Origin of the sequence: uncultured Aliiroseovarius sp., assembly GCF_947497285.1 — a bacterium.
GTDB lineage: Bacteria > Pseudomonadota > Alphaproteobacteria > Rhodobacterales > Rhodobacteraceae > Aliiroseovarius.
In genome coordinates this window covers 433,618-450,503 of sequence record NZ_CANMFT010000001.1, presented here as the reverse complement: position 1 = coordinate 450,503, position 16,886 = coordinate 433,618, and the positions used below count along the sequence as shown (strand labels likewise).

Genomic DNA, 16,886 nt, shown 5'->3' with positions numbered 1-16,886 from the left:
GCGCGCGCCGGGCAACAGGCATCGGTGCCTATCTGGTCCATAGTCGGTCCCCGGTGCGTGACACTGTTGTTTCAACGCGAAAACCGCCGGGTTCGGGCCAAAGGGCGACGGCACCCGTCTTGGCCAGCCCGGCCCTGTCCAGAAGGACACACCCGGCAGGCGCATCGGCTTTGCGCCACGCGGACAGGATCACCAGATCGGCTTGGGCGCAGGCGCGTGGCAGTTGCGCCTCGGCGCCCCGGCCGCTCAGGTGGACAAGTCGCAATCCGTCAAGGTCTACGCGCAGAAAGCCCTTTTCACCATCGAACCCCGGACGGGCAGATGCCGCGTCCTGGTCCGCAGCGTCGCCATCGTTCTCGAGCCAAGATCGGGCTGCAAAACCTTCACCTTTGGGTTTCGACAAGGCCCGGCCCGATTTGGTCATCACACCAACCAAGCCACCAGAGGCGCTGACCAGAAGTGGCGGGCGTTCGGCCTGCATCCATAGAACCAAGGCCAACCCCAGCGGGACAAGACCGACAAGCCGCTCCTTACCGACCAGTAGTGTGACGAGGATCCCACCCACCGCCACGCAAGGCAGCACAGCGTCAGGTGGGGCCACGACCTGCCCAATGGCTCCGTCCAGCCCGGCCACGCGGCCTGCAACCCAGATGATCCAGTCGATGGGGGGGCCCATCGCCTTGACCGGCACCCAGCCAAGCCCCAAAGGCGCCAGCATCGCAGAAAGCACCGCCAGCGGCATGATCAATGCACCCATAACCGGCACCGACAGCAGGTTTGCCACCAGCCCGAAGTGGCTGACCTGATTGAAATGCGCGGCGCCAAAGGGTGCGGTGGCCAGCCCCGCCACGGCAGACGAGATGACCACCGCCAGAATGGGCCGCGCCCATTTCGGCGCGCGCCGGGCCGTGTCGCTCTTTGCGCGATCGCGCAGCCAACCGAACACCGCAACCAGCGCCGTCGTCGCGGCAAAGGACATTTGGAAACCGGGTTCGGTCAGGGCTTCGGGGTGCAACACCAAAACGATGATCGCCGCCATCGCGACCGCGCGCAGGGTCAGGGCGCGGCGGTCAAACAATATGGCGACGAACATGGTTGCCACCATGATGAAGGCACGTTCAGTCGCGATGTTGCCACCCGACAGCGCCAGATAGAAGGCCCCGGAGGCAATCGCCACGACCGCGGCCAGCTTCTTGACCGGATAGCGCAACGCGAGCCAAGGCCAAAGCCCGAACATTATTCGCAGGGCTTGAAACACGAACCCGGTCAATAGCCCCATATGCAGTCCGGAAATCGCCAGAAGGTGGGCCAGATTTGACCCTCTGAGCGCTTGCAGCGTGGTCTGGCTCATGGCCGACCGATCCCCTGTGGTGATCGCTGCGGCAAAGGCGCCGGTTTCACCCGGCAACACGCTGCGCACCCAAGCCGAGATGTCTTGCCGCATACGTGTGACGGCCAACACTACGCCACGCTTTGGCTTGGCAAGCAACAGCGCAGGCACGCGGGTATAGCCCACCGCCCCGATGTCGCGAAACCAAGCCATGCGCTGGAAATCAAACCCGCCCGGTTCGACGGGGCCGTTAGGACCGGACAAATGAGCCGTGAGCGCCACGCGCTGGCCGATTTCAGGGGTCAGAAACGCTTGGTTGCCATGCAAGGACACGCGCACGCGGCGGGGGTGTTTCCAGGGTGCCACATCGTCAAGCCTGACGTGATCGAGGGTCAGGCGCACCGCATCAGATTGCGACCTGTCGATGGTAACGATGCGGCCTTCGACCGGACCGTAGTAGCGAAAATCCAGAACCGGCGCCGCCACCCAATGCGCACGCGCTCCCGCCCAGCATGTGCCAAAGGCGACCAAACCAAGCGCGACTGCCAAGGGGCCGATGCCCCATGGGCGCAGCCATACCACAACAAGCGCCACCACCACGGTGGCGATCAGCAGCCCATAGGCGGTGGGCCCAAGTTCTTGGGGCGATGCAAAGTAGAGCCCGATCCCAAAACCCAGACACAGCGGCGCCCAATTCAGCAGCCGCCCGCGTTCTTCTTCGATACGCGTCAGGATCTTCTGGACCAGCACCCTTGTTCACGGCCTCCGTATTTCGTAAAGCGATGGGGAATATACCCGAACCGCGCCACTCCCTGACAGGCGCCCGGCCCGTTGCGGTCTGTAGGCTTGTCAGTGTCTCGCGGTCTTGGGCAGACACCCGAAACGCTTTCATACCTGCTTAACTCCTGCATGGTTTCCAAAAGGTTAACGTCCATGGCACCGACCGATCAGATCGTCACCCGCTTCGCCCCGTCCCCGACTGGATACCTGCATATCGGGGGGGCCCGCACTGCGTTGTTCAACTGGCTTTTCGCCCGTGGCCGCGGCGGGAAGTTCCTGCTGAGGATCGAGGACACCGACCGCGCCCGGTCAACGCCCGAGGCGACGTCGGCGATCCTGAAGGGTATGGAGTGGCTTGGTCTTGACCATGACGGCGAGGTGATCAGCCAATTCGACCGTGCCGACCGCCACGCCGAGGTTGCGCATGAGATGCTGGCGAACGGCCATGCCTATAAGTGCTTTGCCACGCAGGACGAAATTCAGGCGTTTCGCGACGATGCGCGCGCAGCTGGGAAATCGACGTTGTTCCAATCGCCGTGGCGCGACGCGGACCCCGCGACCCACCCGGATGCGCCTTACGTGATCCGCCTGAAAGCCCCGCGCGAGGGGGCAACGATCATCGACGATGCTGTTCAGGGCAATGTCACCATCCGAAATGATCAGCTCGACGACATGATTTGTTTACGGTCTGATGGCACACCCACTTACATGCTGGCTGTTGTCGTTGACGATCACGATATGGGCGTGACCCATGCCATTCGGGGGGATGATCACCTGAACAACGCCGCACGTCAGCAGCTTGTTTATCAAGCCATGGGGTGGGATGTGCCGGTTTGGGCGCATATCCCACTGATCCACGGCCCTGACGGCAAGAAACTGTCCAAACGCCACGGCGCGTTGGGGGTCGAGGAATACCAAGCCATGGGCTATCCCGCCCGCGCGATGCGCAACTATCTGGCGCGTCTGGGGTGGAGCCACGGGGATGACGAATACTTCACCGACGCGCAGGCGTTGGAGTGGTTTGACCTGAAGGGAATCGGCAAAAGCCCAGCGCGGTTTGACTTCAAAAAGCTCGACAACCTATCGGGGCAACACCTCGCGGCGATGGACGATGCCGAAGTGATGGCCGAGCTTGAAGCTTTTCTGGCCGCAATCGGGCAAATCCCTTTGCAACCGCAGCAACGTCAACTTTTGACAGATGCGATGTATGTGTTGAAAACGGGGGCGAAGACATTCCCGCAACTCCTTGAAAAGGCGAGCTTTGCAACCGCGACCCGCCCCATCGAACAGGACGAGAAAGCAGCAAAGGCACTGGATGAAGTATCCCGTGGTATACTGAAAGAATTGACGCCGCAGCTGCAAAATGCTAGCTGGGATCGCAACACGCTGGAAGGGATCCTGAACGAGCTTGCCGAAGCTCACGGGACCAAGTTTGGCAAACTGGCTGCTCCCTTGCGGGCAGCCCTTGCCGGTCGCGCCGTGACCCCAAGCGTTTTTGATATGATGCTTGTTCTTGGCCGTGACGAAACTGTTGCTCGCCTTGAAGATGCAAGCGCATAGAACAAACACACGCGTCCGACCCATCCGGGGTGGACGCGGATAGATACGAACACGAAGGGAATAAATAGATGGCCAAACCGACCGGAACTGCAAAGCTTACCTTTGGCGACAAAGATCTGGAGCTGCCGATATATTCGCCCACGGCGGGCCCCGACGTGATCGACATCCGCAAGCTGTATGCAAAAGGTGACGTGTTCACCTATGACCCTGGCTTCACCTCGACGGCAAGCTGCGATTCGACAATCACCTTCATCGACGGCGACAAAGGCGAGCTGCTGTATCGCGGCTATCCGATCGACCAGCTGGCCGAGAAATCGCATTACCTCGAAGTGTGCTTCCTGCTGCTGTATGGTGAACTGCCGACCGAAGCTGAACTGATCGATTTCGAAAGCCGCGTCACCAACCACACAATGGTGCACGAGCAGATGATCAAGTTCTTCACCGGGTTCCGCCGTGACGCGCACCCGATGGCGATTATCACTGGCGTTGTCGGGGCAATGTCCGCCTTCTATCACGACTCGACCGATGTGAACGACGAATGGCAGCGTGAAGTCGCCGCGATCCGCATGATCGCCAAACTGCCCACCATCTGCGCGATGGCCTACAAGTATTCCGTCGGACAACCGTTCGTTTATCCGAAAAACGATTTGGATTACGCCTCGAACTTCCTGCGCATGTGCTTTGCCGTTCCGTGCGAGGAATACGAGGTGAACCCGATCCTGTCGAAAGCGATGGACCGCATTTTCACCCTGCACGCTGATCACGAACAGAACGCCTCGACCTCGACCGTGCGTCTGGCCGGGTCGTCGGGTGCCAACCCGTTTGCCTGTATCGCAGCTGGCATCGCTTGTCTGTGGGGGCCAGCGCATGGCGGTGCGAACCAAGCCTGCCTTGAGATGCTGCGTGAAATCGGTTCGGTCGACAACATCCCGGAATACGTGGCCCGCGCCAAGGACAAGAACGATCCGTTCCGCCTGATGGGCTTTGGTCACCGCGTCTACAAGAACTTCGACCCGCGTGCGAAGGTCATGAAGGAAAGCGCAGACGAGGTTCTGGGCCTTCTGGGCATCGACAACAACGAAACGCTGAAAGTCGCGAAAGAGCTTGAGCGCATTGCGCTGGAAGACCCCTATTTCGTTGAGAAGAAGCTGTATCCGAATGTCGATTTCTATTCGGGCATCATCCTTGAGGCCATGGGCTTCCCCACCTCGATGTTCACACCAATTTTCGCGCTGTCGCGCACCGTTGGGTGGATTTCGCAGTGGAAAGAGATGCTGGGCGATCCGGGCCAGAAAATCGGCCGTCCGCGCCAGTTGTATCTGGGCGAAACGCTGCGCGACTATGTGGATGTTGCAAAGCGCTAAGACGCCATTCGCCAAAACCAGAAAAAAGCCGCCGATTTTGGCGGCTTTTTTTGTTTTCATAGCGCGCATCAAGCTACTGGCTACTCTATCAATCAAGGAGGTTGGACATGTCTCAGTATCTGTCTGGCAGCTGCCTGTGTGGAGCGTGCCAATTCGACTATACCGGCGAAATACGCTTCACAATTCAATGCTATTGCAGAGATTGCCAACACGTGACCGGGGCCGGACACGCCCCACAAATGATGGTTCACCGCGATGCGCTGATGACCAAGGGGCCGACAAAAACCTACCGCCAAAGGGCGGATTCGGGATCAATGTTGGAGTTCATATTCTGTCGCGATTGTGGATCGCCGCTGTTGAAAGCGACATCCCGCATGCCAGATGCCATAGCCATTTACGCTGGTGCACTTAACGATCCGACGCTTTTTGAACGCGGCAAAGATGTCTTTGAAGACGCGCGGCAGCCTTGGGATCAGGCCTAGGCTCTAACGTCCCTCATAGTCGGGGCTACGCTTTTCTAGAAACGCCAGAACGCCTTCCTTGAAGTCGCGCGAGTTGCCGCATTCGCCCTGCAACTTGGCCTCAAGCGCCAGTTGTTCGTCCAGCGTGTTGCTCATCGAGCTGCGCAGAGCTGTCTTGATGTTGCGATACGCCAGCGTCGGCCCCTGTGCCAACTGTGCGGCACGGGCGCGCCAGGTCGCTTCGAACGTATCATCTGCGACGCATTCCCATATCAACCCAGTGTCAGCTGCTTCGCGGGCGGTCATCTTTTCGGCAAACAGCGCGGCGCCCATGGCTTTTGCGAACCCCATCTGACGCGGCATCCAATACGTGCCGCCAGCGTCCGGGATCAGGCCAATGCGCGCAAACGCTTGCATGAAAAAGGCGCTTTCTGACGCGATGACCACATCCGCAGCCAGCGCGATGTTCGCCCCTGCCCCGGCCGCAGCCCCATTTACCGCCGAAATCGTAGGGATCGGGCAGGTATAGATCGCCTTTAACAGCGGTTCGTATTCATCGCGAAGGGTGCGTTCCAGATCCACTTGCGCGGCGTTCGCACGATCCCCAAGATCTTGCCCGGAACAGAACGCACGCCCCGCCCCGGTGATCACCAAAGCCCGAGCAGTATCGCCAGCGTCTTTGACGGCGTGGGTGATTTCAGCGCGCATCTGTGTATTCAGCGCGTTCATCACATCGGCGCGGTTCAGGGTTAGAACGGCCAGCCCATCCGTTGTGTCCAGCGTGATCGTTTCGTAGTCCATTCGGTCCTCCCGGGAATTTGGCACAGCTTATCTGACCCGTTGGTCGGGTAAAGGAGGACGCTCCGTCATTTACCTAAAACCCAAGCGCGACAGGTGAAAATTCACCGGTCAGTCCTTCAAAATCTCCTCAAGCCGCGCTTCTTCGTCGTCAGACAGCGTTTTCGGGCCGTCATTCGCCTGCGAGCGCCGCCGAAGGTAAAGCCCCCCCGCCAGGATCGCCAAAATGAACACAATCGGCCCGGCCGCCCACAAAACCACATTCGCGCCGGCACGGTTTGGCTTCATCAAGACATATTCGCCATAGCGTTCGACGATGAAGTCGACGACTTGTTCGTTGCTGTCGCCTTCTTCCAACCTTTCGCGCACCAAAAGCCGAAGGTCACGGGCGATCGCGGCGTTGCTTTCGTCGATATTCTCGCCCCGGCAGACAACGCAGCGCAGATCAGCCGAAATATCGCGTGCGCGCGCTTCCATCGCAGGGTCGTCCAACACTTCGTCTGGATTAACCGCACCCGCTGGCGTGGCGCACAAGGCGCTGGCGACAAGGCCTGCTAGGATCAGACGTTTCATTCCGCTGGCACTCCTTGCGCGCGCGCCTTTGCGGCGCCTGCTGCGACGCGGAAGCGACGATCAGACAGGCTGATCAGCCCACCAAGCGCCATGATGATTGACCCGGCCCAGATCCAGTTGGCGAAAGGCTTGATAAACGTGCGCACGGCCCAACCACCGTTGTCCTGTGGATCACCGATGACCAAATAGAGGTCACGCCAGAACCCGTTTGCAATCGCGGCTTCGGTCGTCGGCATGGCCTGAACCGGATAGACGCGTTTTTCGGGATAAAGGGTGGTCACGTCCTGCCCGTCGCGGGTGACGTGAATTTCTGCTTTCGTGGTGAAATAGTTCGGACCTTGTTCACGCCCGACCGAAACCAGCGTGACCTCGTATTCAGAGACATCGAACGTTTCACCGATCTGCGCCACGCGGATGTCTTCGACGCTCCAGGCCATAAGTCCGCAGATCCCCATAATGGTGATCCCGAACCCGGAATGTGCGGCCAGCTTGCCCCAGTCGGACCGGGGCAGACGGGTCAACCGTGACAGGCGACCAGACAACGTGCCGCGCCCGGTGCGCGTGGCCAGATCGACCAGCGCCCCCGCAACGAGCCACGTGCCAAGAAACATGCCAATCGGCCCCAGCGCGGACTTGTTCGTCTGGATGGCCCAGACCAGCGCCCCTACGGCCACAGCAAGGATGAACGCAGGTATCAGTGCCTTTACCGCGCGGCCAAGTTTGGCGCGCTTCCAAGGCAACATCGCCCCGATAGGCATAATCAGCGCCAACACCACCATGAAGGGCGTGAAAGCGGCTTCGAAGAACGGCGCCCCGACCGAGATCTTGCGGTCAAAAATCTCACCGATAAGCGGCCATATCGTGCCGGTAAAGACCACAAACGCCGAGACCGCCAAAAGGATGTTGTTGCTGACCAGCGCACTTTCGCGGCTGACGAAACCAAAAACGCCACGTGCCTCCATCGCGCGCGCGCGGGCGGCGAACAGGGTTAAGGCGCCTCCGGTAAAGACCAGTAGAATCAGCAAGATGAATACGCCGCGTTCCGGGTCAGAGGCAAATGCGTGGACCGAAGTAATGACGCCTGACCGCACGATGAACGTACCGATCAGCGAAAATCCGAAAGCAAGGATGGCCAGAAGGATGGTCCAGCTCTTCAGCGCCTCTCGTTTTTCCACGACAATCGCGGAATGGAGCAGGGCCGCGGCAAAGAGCCAAGGCATGAAGGACGCGTTTTCGACCGGATCCCAGAACCAGAAGCCGCCCCAACCCAGTTCGTAATACGCCCACCAACTGCCGAGCGCGATACCGATAGTCAAGAAAACCCAAGCCGCCAGCGTCCAAGGACGCACCCAGCGCCCCCAAGCAGCGTCGATACGCCCCTCGATCAGGGCGGCGACGGCGAACGAGAAGGCCATCGAAAGCCCGACATACCCCAGATAAAGGAACGGCGGATGGAAGGCCAAACCCGGGTCTTGCAAAAGTGGGTTCAAATCGCGCCCGTCAAAGGGCGGCTGCACAAGGCGTTCGAACGGGTTCGATGTGAAGATGACGAAGCCCAGAAACGCCACTGCGATCGAGCTTTGCACCGCCAGCACCCGCGCCTTCAGGCGTATCGGAAGATTGCCCCCAAACCACGCTGCCATGGCGCCAAACAGCGTCACGATCAGCACCCAAAGAAGCATAGACCCTTCGTGATTCCCCCAAACGCCCGACACTTTGTAGAGCATCGGTTTGGCGGAATGCGAATTCAGCGTCACAAGCTTCAGTGAGAAATCCGAGGTCACAAACGCGTAAGTCAGCGCCAAAAATGACGCGGCCACCAGCAGGAACTGGATCGTTGCCGCAGGCACCGCCATCTCCATCCAGCTGCGCCAGCCGTAATGTGCCCCAATCAGTGGAACGATCATTTGTGTGACCGCCACGCCCAGCGCCAATATCAGCGCGAAATGTCCAAGCTCTGTAATCATGAGCGCGACCTTAAACGGAGTCGCAACCGGGGCCTAGCCCCATGCGGCACCACGTCACGTCTTTGTGCAGTCAGACCACCAGATAGATCAACGTAGACAGCGCCACCGCGCCCAGTGCTGGCCAAAGAAAGGCGGCGCCATGGCTTCCGAACGACCGATGAATCACGCTGAAATGCAGGACCGCACCGGTCAGATAGAGCGCAAGGGGCGCAAAATTGGCCGCACTTTCGCTCATCACAACCGGTTCGCCGGCGAGGGCAAAAATCCACCACCAGCCCAGCACCAGACTGGCCCCTGACCAACTGTAGGCCATGCCAAGCGCCAAGGGGGTCGCGCGCTGCACGTAAAGCCACAGAAAAGTCAGCGAAATCATCAGGCCCATCAGCGTGATGGCCCCATATCCGATCTGATAGATCGCATCGTAACCCGCCAGCAGATATCCCAATTGCAGCAAGGCGGCGAGCAACATCATCAAAGCAAACGCTTGTTTCATTTCTGCAAGACCTTTCGCACAACCGCGTCCAATTCGGCCGCAGCATGTTCGTTTCGTTCAAGTGTTTGTCTAAACTTTGCACCCAGCACCGCGGCGCGAAGCCAGCGCGCCGCCCTTTCAACCGCCGTCATCCCCGCCCCACTCCACCGCCTGCGGGCAGTCGTTCGCGAATGATTGTCGTGATCTCGATCAGGATCGACGAGTTCTTGTCCAGAACCGCGCGCGTGGCCTGATCCTTCTGAAGATCGCGATAGAGCAAGTAGAACACCAAAAGCACCCACGGCCCGTGTTCGGCCACCAGTTTGAGAAGAAGATCACCGGCCACGGCGTGTCCTTTGCCAATCCGCAAGCGCTGCATTTGCCGTGGTATCGACGGGTCGCGGAGTATGAATGGGCGCGCTCAGGGAAGCCGCGGGTTTGGGGCGCGGTTGTTTGGGCCGTTGCACCACCGGCATAGGCGCCGTTTCGCCTTGCAGGTCGCGCCGAACCCGCCTCTCGCTCAACGACAAGGACGCCGCCAGTGCGCGTTGCAACTCTTGCCCTTTCATTTGGTGACGCGCGCCGAAATAGAAGCTGACGATCACCCCCATGAGCCACCACAAGGGTTCAGGGACCAACGCCACGCCTTGCATCCGCGCCGCAAACCATGCAGGGCTGACCATCGCGGCGACAAAAAGCCCCAGTGTCGACAGGGCAAGAGCGGGTCGGGGGATACGGTTCAGACCGTCCATGAAGCGGTCAAAGCGACCAGAACGAGAATGTGCAAACTCGGCGGCAAAGGCGTCGATCGCGGCGCGCTGCAAGTCAGTTTCACGGGCCGAGGCCGCCTCAGCGTTCTCGCGAAACACCTCTGCGGTTTCGCGAACGACATTTCCGCCCGACCCGCCAGCCCCGAAAACCATGTTAAAAACGCTGTCAATCAGGCCCATTTTGCGGTCCTCGTGCGATGTTCTTCATTTGAAAAGTGATACTGGGGCGACAGGAATTCCTCGGCGCGGGTGATCCAGCCCCCCTTGCCGCCATCGCGTCGTCGCGCGTATTTGCGCGAACTGGGCCGACGATCGGCAAGCCTGTAGTAATAGTTGCGCCGCTCGATCCCATAGGCGTCCACAAGGTGATCGGGCGCAGCCGTCAGTGCCGCGCGCGCCACCGCAAGGGTCTGCGGGCCGAGCGCGCCGTCTACGGCAACTTTGAACCCCATCTTCAAGAGCAACTTTTGCAAGATGCGAACCGCATTGCCGCCCGCATTCACATACATATCGAACACGGAAGCCTGCAGCGGGCGCGGAAGCTCCGCCAGCCGGGGTTTCTGGAAATAGTGCTTCAGGAAGATGTCGCGGGCCTGATCACGGGTCAGGGCTTTGACATCCTTCGATGTCACCTTCCCGTCGCGATCCAGATCCAACCCAAGGCGCCGCATGGTGTGGATCGTCACGCCGTATTTGGTCGCGCCGCCCGGATCGTCCGGGTCGTTTACATAGCCACCCTCGCGGGCGACAATCTCGGTCGCTATTTCTTCAACGCTTTTCATTTGCGCCTATACCCCGCATGTCAAACATGGGGGTAAGGCTGGTTAAGAAGCGTTAAGAAACCTCAAATCAGGAGGTCGGCTCGACGTAAACGCCGGTTTCCTTGAGGCTGTCGATAACCTCTTTCGGCATATAATCTTCGTCGTGTTTGGCAAGGATTTCCGTGGCTTGGAATGTGCCGTTTACATAGCTTCCAGTGCCGATCATGCCTTGGTTTTCACCAAACAGATCAGGCAACACGCCAGTGTAGCTGACCGGCACAACCGCCCCACCGTCGGTGACGGAAAAGGTCACCGTTTCGCTTTGACCACGCACAAGTGTGCCGTCTGACACCAGACCACCCATGCGAAACACCTCGTTTTCGCTGGGCGGTTCGGCCAGAACTTCGGTCGGGGAACGGTAATAGTTGATCCCGTCTTTCAGCGCATAGCCGATCAACCCTGTGGAGATCCCAAGCGCCACAAATGCCAGAACAATGATCTGGATTCGTCGTGTTTTCTTCAGACTTTTCAAACCGGCCATGGTCGGCTCCTTTTCAAAGACTTATGGAAAGACCGGGGGCATCATCAGCCCCGTCGTCTCATCCTCGCCCAACATGAGGTTGGCATTTTGCATCGCCTGACCGGACGATCCTTTGCATAGATTGTCCAACGCCGACACCACCAAAGCACGCCCCGGAACGCGATCGCCTACAACGCCCAGATGGCATTGGTTCGACCCCATGACATGCCCCATACCGGGCAGTTGGCCCTTGGGTAGCACAGTCACGAACGGTTCGTCTTGATATTGCTCAACCAAGGCTGCGTGGATCTTGTCCGCATCCCCGTCGACATAGCAATCGGCCAGAATGCCGCGGTTCACCGGCACAAGGTGCGGCGTGAACATAATCTGAACCGGACGGCCCGCCAGCTTTGAGAACTCCTGATCGAACTCGCCCAGATGCCGGTGCGTGCCACCCTGCGCATAGCCCTGCACATCGGTCGAACGTTCAGCAAACAGCATGTTTTCCTTCAAAGACCGCCCGGCCCCGGACACCCCGTTCTTCAGATCACAGATGATCCGGTCAAGGTCGATCAGGCCCGCTGAAATCAACGGGCGAAGCGCGTATTGCACCGTCGCCGCGTTGCAGCCGGTGCCGGCCACCAATCGCGCAGATGTGATGTCGTCGCGGTAAAACTCGGTCAGCCCATAGACCGCTTCTTTCTGAAGCTCGGTCGCCACATGCGGCGCGCCATACCATTTCTCATAGTCCGCTGGGTCGCGCAGCCGGAAATCGGCACCAAGGTCCACGACCTTCACCGACTTGGGCAGATCACGCACCAACGCTTGGCTAAGACCATGCGGCAGGGCCGCGAAGGCCAGATCAACATCCGCAAAGTCGATCTGATCCATCTTGACCAGCTTGGGCAGATCAAGGTGGCGCAGCTGCGGATAGACATCTGCCATCTCCATCCCCGCCTTGCGGTCAGCGGACAGGGCGACGATTTCCATCGTCGGATGGGTTGCGATCAACCTGACAAGTTCAGCGCCGGTATAGCCGGACGCACCAAGAATGGCGATTTTGTGGGTCATCATGACCTCCTGAGACTTCGCGAAAGATGTAGTGGTTTTATCGGCCCGCTTCAATCAGGCCGCGTCGAACGTGATCTTTCGTCGCAGAAACTGGGTGGCACGGTCGGACACCCGGTCAGGGTCGCCGGTGGTCAGGAACTTCGACCCCGCGCCCGCGCCCAACATTTCAGGGTGACGGCCAAGGTAGTCGGCAAGGCTTTCGGCCACCAGATTGGCTTGGCTGTAAACCTGCACGTCCTTGCCCAGCGCGTCTTGGAACACCTGTTCCATCAGCGGGTAATGGGTGCAGCCAAGGATCGCAGCCTCGGGCTTTGGCATCTTGCGTTTCAAGGCGTCCACATGGCTGCGCACAAGCGCTTCGGCCAGGATCATGTCGCCCTCTTCAATCGCATCGACGACACCACCGCAGGCTTGCGCTTCCACATCCACGCCGATCGCCCGGAAAGCCAGTTCACGCTGGAACGCACGGCTGGACACGGTGGCGGGCGTGGCAAACAGCGCCACATGTTTCACCGCCACTTCGCGCGGCGGCGAGTTGTCGCCCCAGTTCCGTTCTGTCATCGCCTCGATCAACGGCACAAAGACGCCCAGCACACGCTTGTCGCCGGGAACCCAGCTTTCCTGCATCCGGCGCAGCGCTGCCGCCGAGGCCGTGTTGCACGCAAGGATCACCAGATCGCAGCCCTGATCCCACAAAGCCTGAACGGCGGTGGTCGTCAGGTCATAGATGTCATCGGCGTCGCGCACACCATAAGGCGCATGCTTGCTGTCAGCGTAGTAGACGAAATCAACATCGGGCAGACGTTTTGTCACGGCGTCCAGCACCGTCAGCCCACCCAGACCTGAATCGAAAATCCCTACTGCCATTGTCTTTGGTCCCGTCCGTGTTGCCTTTGCACAAGGCATATGTCTGTTCGCGACGGAAATCCATTGTGGAAATGGGCTTGGGTTGAAAATCCGCCCATCAAGCGGGTGTCGCGTCGCCGCATGGCTTGAGCCAGCGGCGGCGCAATCCTTATTCGGCAGCCCGCACCAGCGGTGCTTGCCCGCTGAACTGAGCCAAAAGCTCTGCCCGACGTGCAGCCGCCTTTTCGACATTTGCCTCTTTCACCGGACCAAAGCCGCGGATCGACAAGGGAAGCTCTGCCAAGTCGCGCGCAACGGACAGATTGTCGTCGGTCAGCCCTGCCAGAACGGTTTTCATGTCGGCCTCAAATTCCGAAATGAGCGCACGTTCCGTGCGGCGCTCCTCGGATCGGCCGAAGGGATCAAGCGGCGTGCCGCGAAGGCTCTTCATCTTGGCCAGCCATGGGGCCGACTTCTCAAACCAGCTTCCAAAGCCACGTTTCTTGGGCCGTCCGTTGGCGTCCGTCCCACTCAGGATCGGCGGGGCAAGGTGATAGGTCAGCTTCAGATCGCCATCGAACTCGGCCTCGGCCTTGGCACGGGTGTCGCACAACATGCGCGCGACCTCATATTCATCCTTATAGGCCAAGAGCTTGTGATAGCTTTTCGCCACCGGCTCTTTCAACGCGTCGGGCATCTGATCGACAAAGGCGCGATAGCGTTTCGCCAGCCGCTTGTTCTGATAAGTGACCAGGTGATTTGCACGGAAGTCGATGATCTCAGCCAGCGTCTTGGGCTTTTCAACAACCTCACCGACAACCATCTTCTCGGCTTCTTCCGGGTGCAGAACGGCCCAACGACCCAGCTCAAAAGCGTGTTTGTTGCGGTCGATCGCCTGACCATTCAACTCGATGGCATACATCAGCGCATCGTGGGTCAGCGGCACGATTCCCGCCTGCCAGCTCGCCCCCAGCACCATCATGTTCGAGAAGATGTTGTCCCCCATCAGCACCCGCGCCAGCTCGGTCGCGTCGAACATCGACAGACGGTCGCGCAGCCGCGCCTCAAGCGATAATTGCAGACGATCACCGGGAATGGCGAAATCGGTGTTGCGGGTGAACTCGCCCGTCACGGTTTCGTGGCTGTCTACGACGGCCCCGGTGCGTCCGGTTTTGGTCAGACCCAAGGTAGTGGACGAAGCCGACACCACCAGATCGCAGCCGATCAGCGCATCGCATTCCCCCGTCGCCACACGAATGGCCGAGATGTCTTCGGGTTGGTTGGCCAGACGCAGATGCACGGTCACCGCGCCACCCTTTTGAGCCAGACCGGCCATCTCCATCATACCGACGCCTTTACCGTCAATATGGGCCGCTTGCGCCATGATCGCGCCGATGGTCACAACGCCGGTGCCGCCAACGCCAGTGATCACGGTGTTGAACGTGCCGTCGATTGCCGGAAGCGTCGGGGCTGGCAGGTCGGGCAAATCGACTTCTGCGGTGGCGGCCTTCTTCAGCTTCGCGCCTTCGACGGTCACGAAGCTGGGGCAGAAGCCGTTCACACAGCTGAAGTCCTTGTTGCAGCTTGATTGATCAATGGCGCGTTTGCGGCCCAGCTCGGTTTCCACTGGCACGATCGAGACACAGTTCGACTGCACCCCGCAATCGCCGCAGCCCTCGCAGACGTCGGTGTTGATGAACACACGTTTATCCGGGTCAGGGAATTGCCCGCGCTTGCGGCGACGGCGTTTCTCTGCCGCGCAGGTTTGGATGTAAAGAATGACCGAGACACCCTTGATATCGCGACATTTCTTTTCAACCGTCAACAACTCGTCACGGGTGTGATGCGACAGTCCCTTAGGGAAGGCTGACAGGTCCACATCCTCTTTGTCGTCATAGACAAGGAAGATGTGCTTCACGCCCATCGCCTGCACCTCACGCGCGATACGCTCGGCATCAAGTCCACCTTCATTGGTCTGCCCGCCGGTCATGGCAACGGCGTCGTTGTAAAGGATCTTGTAGGTGATGTTGGCATCCGACGCCAATGCCGCCCGAATCGCCAGATTGCCCGAATGGTTATACGTTCCGTCGCCCAAGTTCTGGAACACGTGACCGGTTTTCGAAAACGGCGCCTCGCCAATCCAGTTGGCACCTTCGCCGCCCATTTGGGTGAAGCCGACCGTGTCACGATCCATCCACTGCACCATATAGTGACAGCCAATCCCGGCATAAGCGCGCGACCCATCCGGCAGTTTGGTCGATGTGTTGTGCGGGCAGCCTGAACAGAAGAACGGCAAACGGGCGGCGATATTGGGCGCATTGTCCGCGCCTTTCGCCTCGGCCAACATTGTCAGGCCCGCCTTCACGGATTCGGTCCCGCGCCCCTCTTCAATCAAGATGTCTCCGATTTTCTCGGCAATCATGATCGGATCCAACGCATAGCGGGTCGGGAAAAGCTCCAACCGGCGGCCGTTTTCCCACGTGTCGCCCTTGTGCCAGCCATAGACGCGCCGACCGTCGCGATCGTCAAAGATCGCTTCCTTGATCTGCACTTCCATCAGCTTGCGCTTTTCTTCGACCACCACGATCAGGTCCAGCCCCTCGGCCCATTCGTGGAAGCTTTCCATATCCAGCGGGAAGGTTTGGCCGACCTTGTAGGTGGTCAGGCCCAGGCGTTCGGCCTCGGCTTCGTCGATGCCCAGAAGGCCCATCGCGTGCACAAGGTCCAGCCAGTTCTTGCCCGCCGCGACAAACCCGATTTTCGCACCCGGCTTGCCCCACTTGCGCTGGTCAATCCGGTTGGCGCGGGCATAAGCCTCGGCGGCGAAACGTTTATAGTCGATCATCCGCGCTTCTTGCGGCACCGGCTGGTCAGCCAAACGAATGTTCAACCCGCCATCCGGCATGTCGAAATCAGGTGTGACAAGTTGCATCCGGTTTGGGTCGCCATCGACGACCGAGGTCGCCTCGACCGTGTCTTTCATTACCTTCAGACCCGCCCAGACGCCCGCAAAACGGCTGAGGCCATAGCCATAGATGCCGTAATCTAAAATTTCCTGCACACCCGCCGGGCTGAGAACCGGGATATAGGCATCCACCATCGCCCAGTCAGACTGGTGCAACACGGTCGAGCTTTCGCCGGTGTGATCATCGCCCATCGCCATCAGCACGCCACCATGCGGGCTGGTGCCGGCCATATTGGCATGGCGCATCACGTCACCGGTGCGGTCCACGCCCGGCCCCTTGCCATACCACAGGCCAAACACGCCATCATGCGTGCCCTCGCCGCGCAGTTCAGCCTGCTGGCTGCCCCACAGCGCGGTCGCGGCCAGATCTTCATTCAGACCGGGATGGAATTTGATGTCGTTGGGTTCCAACACCTTTTTGGAACGCCCCATCCAAAGATCCACAGCCCCCAAGGGCGAGCCACGATACCCCGTGACATACCCCGCCGTGTTCAGACCCGCAGCCCGGTCGCGTTCCTTCTGCATCAGCATCAGGCGCACCAAGGCTTGCGTGCCATTCAACAGCACCTGCTTCTTGGTCAGATCAAATCGGTCGTTCAGAGTGATGTCTGGCTTGCCCATGACGCACCTCCCGTACGTTAGAGTGAC

General features: G+C 59.7%; 15 protein-coding genes. 3 read left to right on the top strand and 12 right to left on the bottom strand.

The window, feature by feature from the left end; all coding sequences use genetic code 11:
- Positions 1 to 28: 28 nt before the first annotated feature.
- Complete coding sequence (locus tag Q0864_RS02120; protein WP_298565684.1) at positions 29 to 2,080, bottom strand: ComEC/Rec2 family competence protein; 2,052 nt, start codon at positions 2,078 to 2,080, stop codon at positions 29 to 31.
- Positions 2,081 to 2,263: 183 nt separating this feature from the next.
- Here Q0864_RS02120 and gltX point away from each other — a divergent pair, with 183 nt between their 5' ends.
- From gltX to Q0864_RS02105, 3 genes are all read left to right on the top strand, one after another.
- Positions 2,264 to 3,670, top strand: coding sequence for a glutamate--tRNA ligase (gltX, locus tag Q0864_RS02115; RefSeq protein ID WP_298565682.1), 1,407 nt, complete (start codon positions 2,264 to 2,266; stop codon positions 3,668 to 3,670).
- Positions 3,671 to 3,738: 68 nt separating this feature from the next.
- A complete protein-coding gene (gene gltA / locus Q0864_RS02110) occupies positions 3,739 to 5,034 on the top strand; it encodes a citrate synthase (RefSeq protein WP_298565681.1) in 1,296 nt (431 codons plus the stop codon).
- Positions 5,035 to 5,141: 107 nt separating this feature from the next.
- Positions 5,142 to 5,516, top strand: coding sequence for a GFA family protein (locus Q0864_RS02105; protein ID WP_298565680.1), 375 nt, complete (start codon positions 5,142 to 5,144; stop codon positions 5,514 to 5,516).
- A gap of 3 nt (positions 5,517 to 5,519) precedes the next feature.
- On the opposite strand, the gene Q0864_RS02100 is transcribed toward Q0864_RS02105, so the two are convergent.
- From Q0864_RS02100 to Q0864_RS02050, 11 genes are all read right to left on the bottom strand, one after another.
- The gene (locus Q0864_RS02100) at positions 5,520 to 6,296 is read right to left on the bottom strand and encodes an enoyl-CoA hydratase-related protein (protein WP_298565679.1); all 777 of its coding nucleotides are present in this window, start codon (positions 6,294 to 6,296) and stop codon (positions 5,520 to 5,522) included.
- A 108-nt stretch (positions 6,297 to 6,404) separates the two neighbouring features.
- A complete protein-coding gene (locus tag Q0864_RS02095; RefSeq protein WP_298565678.1) occupies positions 6,405 to 6,866 on the bottom strand; it encodes a cytochrome c-type biogenesis protein in 462 nt (153 codons plus the stop codon).
- A complete protein-coding gene (locus tag Q0864_RS02090) occupies positions 6,863 to 8,833 on the bottom strand; it encodes a heme lyase CcmF/NrfE family subunit (protein ID WP_298565677.1) in 1,971 nt (656 codons plus the stop codon). Before Q0864_RS02090 ends, Q0864_RS02095 begins: the two co-directional genes overlap by 4 nt.
- Positions 8,834 to 8,903: 70 nt before the next feature.
- Complete coding sequence (locus Q0864_RS02085; protein ID WP_298565675.1) at positions 8,904 to 9,326, bottom strand: hypothetical protein; 423 nt, start codon at positions 9,324 to 9,326, stop codon at positions 8,904 to 8,906.
- Between the two features lie 127 nt (positions 9,327 to 9,453).
- Positions 9,454 to 9,651, bottom strand: coding sequence for a hypothetical protein (locus Q0864_RS02080; protein WP_298565674.1), 198 nt, complete (start codon positions 9,649 to 9,651; stop codon positions 9,454 to 9,456).
- Positions 9,641 to 10,255, bottom strand: a complete 615-nt coding sequence (locus Q0864_RS02075; RefSeq protein ID WP_298565672.1) for a holin family protein — start codon at positions 10,253 to 10,255, stop codon at positions 9,641 to 9,643. The genes Q0864_RS02080 and Q0864_RS02075 overlap by 11 nt, the downstream gene beginning before the upstream one ends.
- The gene (locus Q0864_RS02070) at positions 10,246 to 10,857 is read right to left on the bottom strand and encodes a holin-associated N-acetylmuramidase (RefSeq protein ID WP_298565671.1); all 612 of its coding nucleotides are present in this window, start codon (positions 10,855 to 10,857) and stop codon (positions 10,246 to 10,248) included. The genes Q0864_RS02075 and Q0864_RS02070 overlap by 10 nt, the downstream gene beginning before the upstream one ends.
- Before the next feature lie 67 nt (positions 10,858 to 10,924).
- Entirely contained in the window at positions 10,925 to 11,368 is a 444-nt protein-coding gene (gene ccmE, locus Q0864_RS02065; protein WP_248369537.1) for a cytochrome c maturation protein CcmE, read from the bottom strand.
- A 30-nt stretch (positions 11,369 to 11,398) separates the two neighbouring features.
- Positions 11,399 to 12,427, bottom strand: coding sequence for an N-acetyl-gamma-glutamyl-phosphate reductase (gene argC, locus Q0864_RS02060; RefSeq protein ID WP_298565670.1), 1,029 nt, complete (start codon positions 12,425 to 12,427; stop codon positions 11,399 to 11,401).
- A 54-nt stretch (positions 12,428 to 12,481) separates the two neighbouring features.
- On the bottom strand, positions 12,482 to 13,294 hold the full coding sequence (murI, locus tag Q0864_RS02055; protein WP_298565668.1) for a glutamate racemase: 813 nt from the start codon (positions 13,292 to 13,294) through the stop codon (positions 12,482 to 12,484).
- 148 nt (positions 13,295 to 13,442) lie between these two features.
- Entirely contained in the window at positions 13,443 to 16,859 is a 3,417-nt protein-coding gene (locus Q0864_RS02050; RefSeq protein WP_298565667.1) for an indolepyruvate ferredoxin oxidoreductase family protein, read from the bottom strand.
- Positions 16,860 to 16,886: the final 27 nt, after the last annotated feature.

What these genes read in the sequence shown, in the direction of transcription:
- Q0864_RS02100 (WP_298565679.1), bottom strand. Translation starts at nt 6,296, where the DNA reads ATGGACTACGAAACGATCACGCTGGACACAACGGATGGGCTGGCCGTT.
- Q0864_RS02085 (WP_298565675.1), bottom strand. Translation starts at nt 9,326, where the DNA reads ATGAAACAAGCGTTTGCTTTGATGATGTTGCTCGCCGCCTTGCTGCAA.
- murI (WP_298565668.1), bottom strand. Translation starts at nt 13,294, where the DNA reads ATGGCAGTAGGGATTTTCGATTCAGGTCTGGGTGGGCTGACGGTGCTG.
- gltX (WP_298565682.1), top strand. Translation starts at nt 2,264, where the DNA reads ATGGCACCGACCGATCAGATCGTCACCCGCTTCGCCCCGTCCCCGACT.
- argC (WP_298565670.1), bottom strand. Translation starts at nt 12,427, where the DNA reads ATGACCCACAAAATCGCCATTCTTGGTGCGTCCGGCTATACCGGCGCT.
- Q0864_RS02050 (WP_298565667.1), bottom strand. Translation starts at nt 16,859, where the DNA reads ATGGGCAAGCCAGACATCACTCTGAACGACCGATTTGATCTGACCAAG.
- Q0864_RS02105 (WP_298565680.1), top strand. Translation starts at nt 5,142, where the DNA reads ATGTCTCAGTATCTGTCTGGCAGCTGCCTGTGTGGAGCGTGCCAATTC.
- Q0864_RS02090 (WP_298565677.1), bottom strand. Translation starts at nt 8,833, where the DNA reads ATGATTACAGAGCTTGGACATTTCGCGCTGATATTGGCGCTGGGCGTG.
- Q0864_RS02075 (WP_298565672.1), bottom strand. Translation starts at nt 10,255, where the DNA reads ATGGGCCTGATTGACAGCGTTTTTAACATGGTTTTCGGGGCTGGCGGG.
- Q0864_RS02070 (WP_298565671.1), bottom strand. Translation starts at nt 10,857, where the DNA reads ATGAAAAGCGTTGAAGAAATAGCGACCGAGATTGTCGCCCGCGAGGGT.
- Q0864_RS02095 (WP_298565678.1), bottom strand. Translation starts at nt 6,866, where the DNA reads ATGAAACGTCTGATCCTAGCAGGCCTTGTCGCCAGCGCCTTGTGCGCC.
- gltA (WP_298565681.1), top strand. Translation starts at nt 3,739, where the DNA reads ATGGCCAAACCGACCGGAACTGCAAAGCTTACCTTTGGCGACAAAGAT.